Origin of the sequence: Mycobacterium sp. 852002-51971_SCH5477799-a, assembly GCF_001667145.1 — a bacterium.
In the GTDB taxonomy this organism is placed as follows: Bacteria; Actinomycetota; Actinomycetes; order Mycobacteriales; family Mycobacteriaceae; genus Mycobacterium.
Genome location: NZ_LZIF01000033.1, coordinates 1 through 5,626, shown reverse-complemented (window position 1 = coordinate 5,626; position 5,626 = coordinate 1). Strand labels below are relative to the sequence as shown.

1 protein-coding gene is annotated in these 5,626 nt (G+C 66.9%); it reads right to left on the bottom strand.

Going from position 1 to position 5,626, the window contains the following annotated elements; genetic code table 11:
• Window positions 1–5,626 (bottom strand): non-ribosomal peptide synthetase (locus tag A5753_RS02445; RefSeq protein WP_156655893.1); only part of this gene is annotated, 5,626 nt, incomplete at both ends.

The window sequence follows — 5,626 nt, the reverse complement described above, 5'->3', positions numbered from 1 at the left end:
GTCTGCTCGACGAAGATATCGCGCGGCCGACACACCAGGCCGGCGGCGCGGGCCCGGGCCACCACCTGCATGGACAAGATGCTGTCCCCGCCGAGCTCAAAGAACGACTCGTCGGCTCCGACCCGCTCGAGCCCCAAGACTTGGGCGTAGATGCCGGCCAGAATTTCCTCAACCGCGCTGCCCGGAGCCCGGTAGTGATCGACGTCCTGGTACTCCGGTGCGGGCAGAGCACGCTTGTCGAGCTTGCTGTTGACCGTCAACGGCAGCGCGTCCAGCACCACCACCGCGGCCGGCACCATGTAGGCCGGCAGCCGCTCCGCCAACGCGCTGCGCACCTGCGCCGGGTCGGCGATGCCGGTCACGTAGCCGACCAGTCGCTTGTCGCCGGGGCGGTCCTCACGGGCGATCACGGCCGCCTGATCCACGCCGTCCAGCCCCAGCAGCGCGGCCTGCACTTCGCCCAACTCGATGCGATACCCGCGAATCTTGACTTGCTCATCGGCACGACCGAGATAGAGCAACTCCCCATCGGCGCCCCAGCACACCAAGTCGCCGGTGCGATACATGCGCTGCGCCGACGCTCCGTCGCCGCCGAACGGGCACGCCACAAACCGCGACGCAGTCAACCCGGCCCGTCCCACGTAGCCGTACGCCGCCGCGGATCCCGCCACATACAAATCACCGACCACACCGACCGGTACCGGCCGCAACGATGCGTCCAGCACGAAGAACGCCAGATGCGCCAGCGGCACCCCGATAGGGCTCGCCGCGCTGTCCAAGTCGCCGTCGACGATCTCCCGGAAGGAGGCGTGCACCGTCGTCTCCGTCGTGCCGTACAGGTTCAGCAGACGGGGCGTTCCGGGATGGTTATGCCACCACGCTCGAAGACGCTGTGGCTCCAACGCTTCGCCGCCGAACACGACCGCCTGCAGCTTCAGCTGACGTCCGAGCTCCGGTGAGAGCGTGTCCGCGGTTTGCAGCGCATAGAATCCCGAGGGCACCTGGCTCAACACGCTGACCTGTTCGGTAACCAACATGGCGTGGAAGTCTTCCGGTGACCGCGTCACGGACTCGGGGACCACGACCACCCGCCCGCCGTACAGCAGCGCACCCCAGATCTCCCAGACGGAGATGTCGAACGCCAGGGAGTGCGCCTGCGACCACACCTGTTCCTCAAGCCGCATCTCACCCTCGAGCGATTCGAACAACTCGGTGACGTTGTGGTGGCTGATGGCAACGCCTTTGGGCACGCCGGTAGTGCCCGAGGTGTAGATCAGGTAGGCGATCTCCTCGGGAGCCGGTGCCGGCAGGCCGGTGCATGGATAGGAACGGATGCGGGGATCGTCGAAGTCGATGACCAGCAGGTCGCGCCCATCCACGCGCGAGCGCAGGTCTGCCGTGGTGACGACAGCGATCGGCGCGGCATCGCCGAGCATGAACTCCATTCGCGCCGGTGGATGCTCGGGGTCGAACGGGACGTACGCCGCGCCGGTCTTCAAAACCGCCAGGATCGCCGTGATGGCCTCGGCCGAGCGGGAGAACAACAGCGCCACACGCTCACCCGGGCCCGCCCCCTGGGCGACCAGGAATCGCGCCAGCCGGTTGGCGACCTCATCGAGCTCGCGGTAGGTCATCGACAGGCCGCGAGAGATTAGCGCGACCGCCTCAGGGACGCGGGCCGCCTGGGCGGCGAACAATTCCGGAATCGACGGCGACGCGGTGACACGCTGGCTCAGGGCCGGCCGGTTACCCCACCCGAGCAGCTGGGCGCGCTCTGTGTCGTCGAGGAGATCGACCGACGACAGCCGCCGGGACGGGTCCGCGGTCAGCGCCAGCAACACCCGCTCCAACCGCTTGATCAGCGCCTCGATGCTGTCCGCGTCGAACACGTCGGTGCGGAACTCCACCATCCCGTCGATCCCGGCGGGCTCACCGGCATCGGTCCAGCGTTCGGCGAACGACAATGTCAGATCCGTGCGGGCGACCTGAGTGTCGGCCGGCAGCGTGGTGACTTCCAAGTCACCCAAGCGCAATCCGGTGGTGGACCCGATGTCCGGCCCGCTGAAGTTCTGCCATGCCAACAACACCTGGACCAGCGGATGATAAGTCAGGCTTCGGGTCGGGTTGAGCCGCTCCACCAGCACCTCGAACGGCACGTCTTGATGTTCGTAGGCCGCCAGGCTTCGACTCCGGACCTGCGCCAGCAACTCGGCGATTGAGGGATCTCCCGCCAGGTCAACCCGGAGCACCAGGGTGTTGATGAAGAATCCCACCAGATCATCCAGCACCGGATCACGCCGACCCGCGATCGGGAACCCGACCGCGACATCGCTGCTGGCGCTGATCTTCGACAGCAGCACGGCGAGGGCGGCCTGCATGACCATGAAACTGGTCGCATTGTGCTCCCGAGCCAGTTGGGCGACCCGCTGCTGCAACTCCGACGGCCACTGGACCGCGACGTGCGCGCCGCGGTAGTCAGCCACCGGCGGATAGGGCCGATCGGTGGGCAGCTGGATGCGCTCGGGCATCCCGGCCAGCGCCTCTTCCCAGTAGGCCAGCTGCGCACCGATGCGGCTCTGGCTGTCGCTCAGATCGCCGAATTGGGCTCGCTGCCACAAGGTGTAATCGGCGTACTGCACCGGCAACGGCGCCCAATCCGGGGCAGCCCCCGCACACCGGCCCGCATACGCCACTCCCAGGTCACGCACCAACGGCGTCATCGACCAACCGTCACCGGCGATATGGTGCACCACCGCGACCAGAACGTGTTCGTCATCGGCAACGCGGAAAAGCACTGCGCGCAAAGGGATATCGGCGGCCAGATCAAAGGGGCGACGCACCGCCGCGCCGACGGCCTCCTCCAGCCGACTTGCCGACCAGCCCGTCGCGTCGACGACGTCCCAGCCGAAGTGAGCCCGCTCGACCGCCACCACCAGCTGTTGGGGGATTCCCTCGACCGACGGGAACAGCGTGCGCAGGCTTTCATGGCGGCCCACCACGTCGGTCATCGCTGTGACGAGCGCATCCGGATCGAGGTGCCCATCCAGGCGCAAGGCCACCGCCATGTTGTAAACGGGTGAGGGCCCCTGCAACTGGTCGATGATCCACAACCGGTTCTGGGCGAACGACAACGGGACTATCTCGGGCCGCTCAACCGGAACCAACGGCTCGAGTCGGCTCTCGTCCGCACCGATTCGGGGCGCCAACTGTGTCACCGTGGGCGCCTCGAAAAGAGCGCGCACCGCGAGGCCGGCATTCAATGTGCTGTTGACCGCGGCGACGACCCGCATAGCCGACAGCGAATCGCCGCCCAGTTCGAAGAACGATTCGTCGACTCCGACACGATCCAATCCGAGGACTTGGGCGTAGAGGCCGGCCAGGATCTCCTCGGTGGGGTTGGTGGGGGCGCGGTACTGACCGGCGTCGGTGTATTCGGGTGCCGGTAGGGCGCGCACGTCGAGTTTGCCGTTGACTGTCAAGGGCAACGCGTCGAGCACCACCAATGCGGCCGGCACCATATAAGCCGGCAATCGTTCGGCCAGAGCGTTTTTCAGCGCGGCGGGTTCCGCGGTGCCGGTGATGTAGCCGACCAGACGTTTGTCGCCGGGGCGGTCCTCGCGGGCGACGACTGCCGCCTGTGCCACGCCGTCCAGGTCAGCCAGCGCCATTTGAACTTCGGCCAACTCGATGCGATACCCGCGGATCTTGACCTGCTCATCCGCACGCCCCGCATACCGCAGCTGCCCGTCGGCGTCCCAGGACACCAGATCGCCGGTGCGATACATCCGTTGCGCCGGCGCTCCCGGGCCGACGAACGGGCAGGCCACAAATCGCGATGCGGTCAAACCGGAACGGCGCCAATATCCGTACCCCACGGTGGTACCGGAGATGTACAACTCGCCGAGCACGCCGGGCGGGACCGGCCGCAGCCACATATCGAGCACAAACAGTGCCGCCCCCGGCAATGTCGAACCGATTGGCGGCGCGCCCGAACCCGCGAGCAACGGCGCGCTGTAGGTCACATCCACCGTGGCCTCGGTCGGGCCGTACTTGTTGATCATTACCCGCCCAGGTGTCGCCCACCGGTCCACCAGGTCGGCCGGGCAGGCTTCACCGCCCACGAGTAAAGCCACCGACTCCAAACCCTCGGGCGACATAGCCCCTGCCGCCGAAGGGGTTTGACCGAAGACATCGACTCGTTCGGAGATCAATAGGTCGCGAAGATCGGTCGTCGAGCTTGTCATCCATTCGGGGACCACCACCAGCCGCCCACCGTTGAAGAGCGCCCCCCAGATTTCCAGGACCGAGAAGTCGAACGACAAGGAGAACCACTGCGTCCAGACACCGGGGCGCCGCAGATCGGCGGACAGTGACCCGATGTACTGGATCACGTTGCGGTGAGTGATGGCCACGCCCTTGGGGACACCGGTAGTCCCTGAGGTGTAGATGATGTAGGCGATGAAATCAGGCGAAGGGGACGGCAAGGGCGCGCAGTCACGACCGCGGATAGCTGGGTCGTCGACATCGATCACCGCAATCCCGTGCCCGTCCAGCCGCCCACGCAGTCCGTCGGTGGCAATGGCGGCGATCGGCGCGGCGTCACCGAGCATGAAGTCGATCCGGGTTGCCGGCAGCGCCGGGTCGATCGGCACATACGCGGCTCCGGTTTTGAGCACCGCCAAGATCGCCACGATCGCCCGGTCAGAACGGGGCAGGTGTAATGCCACGCAGCCACCCGGGCCGACGCCGTGGCCGGCCAAGTGGTGGGCCAGTCGGTTGGCCTCTTCCTCGAGCTCCCGGTAAGTCATCGACCGGCCCTCGAAGGTCAAGGCCACGGCCTCCGGCGCGCGCGCTGCCTGCTCGGCAAACAGCCCTGGAATCGACACCGCCGGGGCCGCGGGCCGGGCGAGCACCGCCCGGTTGCCCCAACCCGCCAGCCGGGAGTGCTCCGCGGCATCGAGCAGATCCAGCGACGACAAACGCCGACCGGGGTCGGCGGTGACCGTCGCCAGCACCCGCCCCAACCGCTCGATCAAGACCTCGATGCTGGCCGCGTCGAACACGTCGGTGCGGAATTCCACCTCGCCGCCGATCCCGGCGGGCTCACCGGACTCGGTCCAGCGTTCGGCCAACGAGAACGTCAGGTCCATCCGGGCGGTGCGGGTATCCACCGGCGCCTGGGTGACTTGCAGATCACCTAAGCTCAGCGCGGCCGCGGGGTCGTTTTCCCGCCCGGCGAAGTTCTGCCAAGCGAACAACACCTGCACCAACGGGTGATGGTTCATCGATCGTGTCGGGTTGAGCCGTTCCACCAGCAGCTCGAAGGGCACGTCTTGGTGCTCGTAGGCGGCGAGGCTGCGCTGCCGCACCTGGGCAAGCAACTCGGCGACGGTGGGGTCCTCGGCCAGATCAACACGCAACACCAAGGTGTTGACGAAACACCCCACCAAACCATCGAGCGCGGGGTCGCGGCGGCCCGCGATCGGAAACCCAACGGCCACATCAGAATTAGCGCTGATCTTGGCCAGCAGCACCGCCAAAGCGGCCTGCATCACCATGAAACTCGTCGCGTTGTGCTCACGAGCCAACCGCGCGACCTGCTCCTGCAACTGCGCCGGCCAATCCA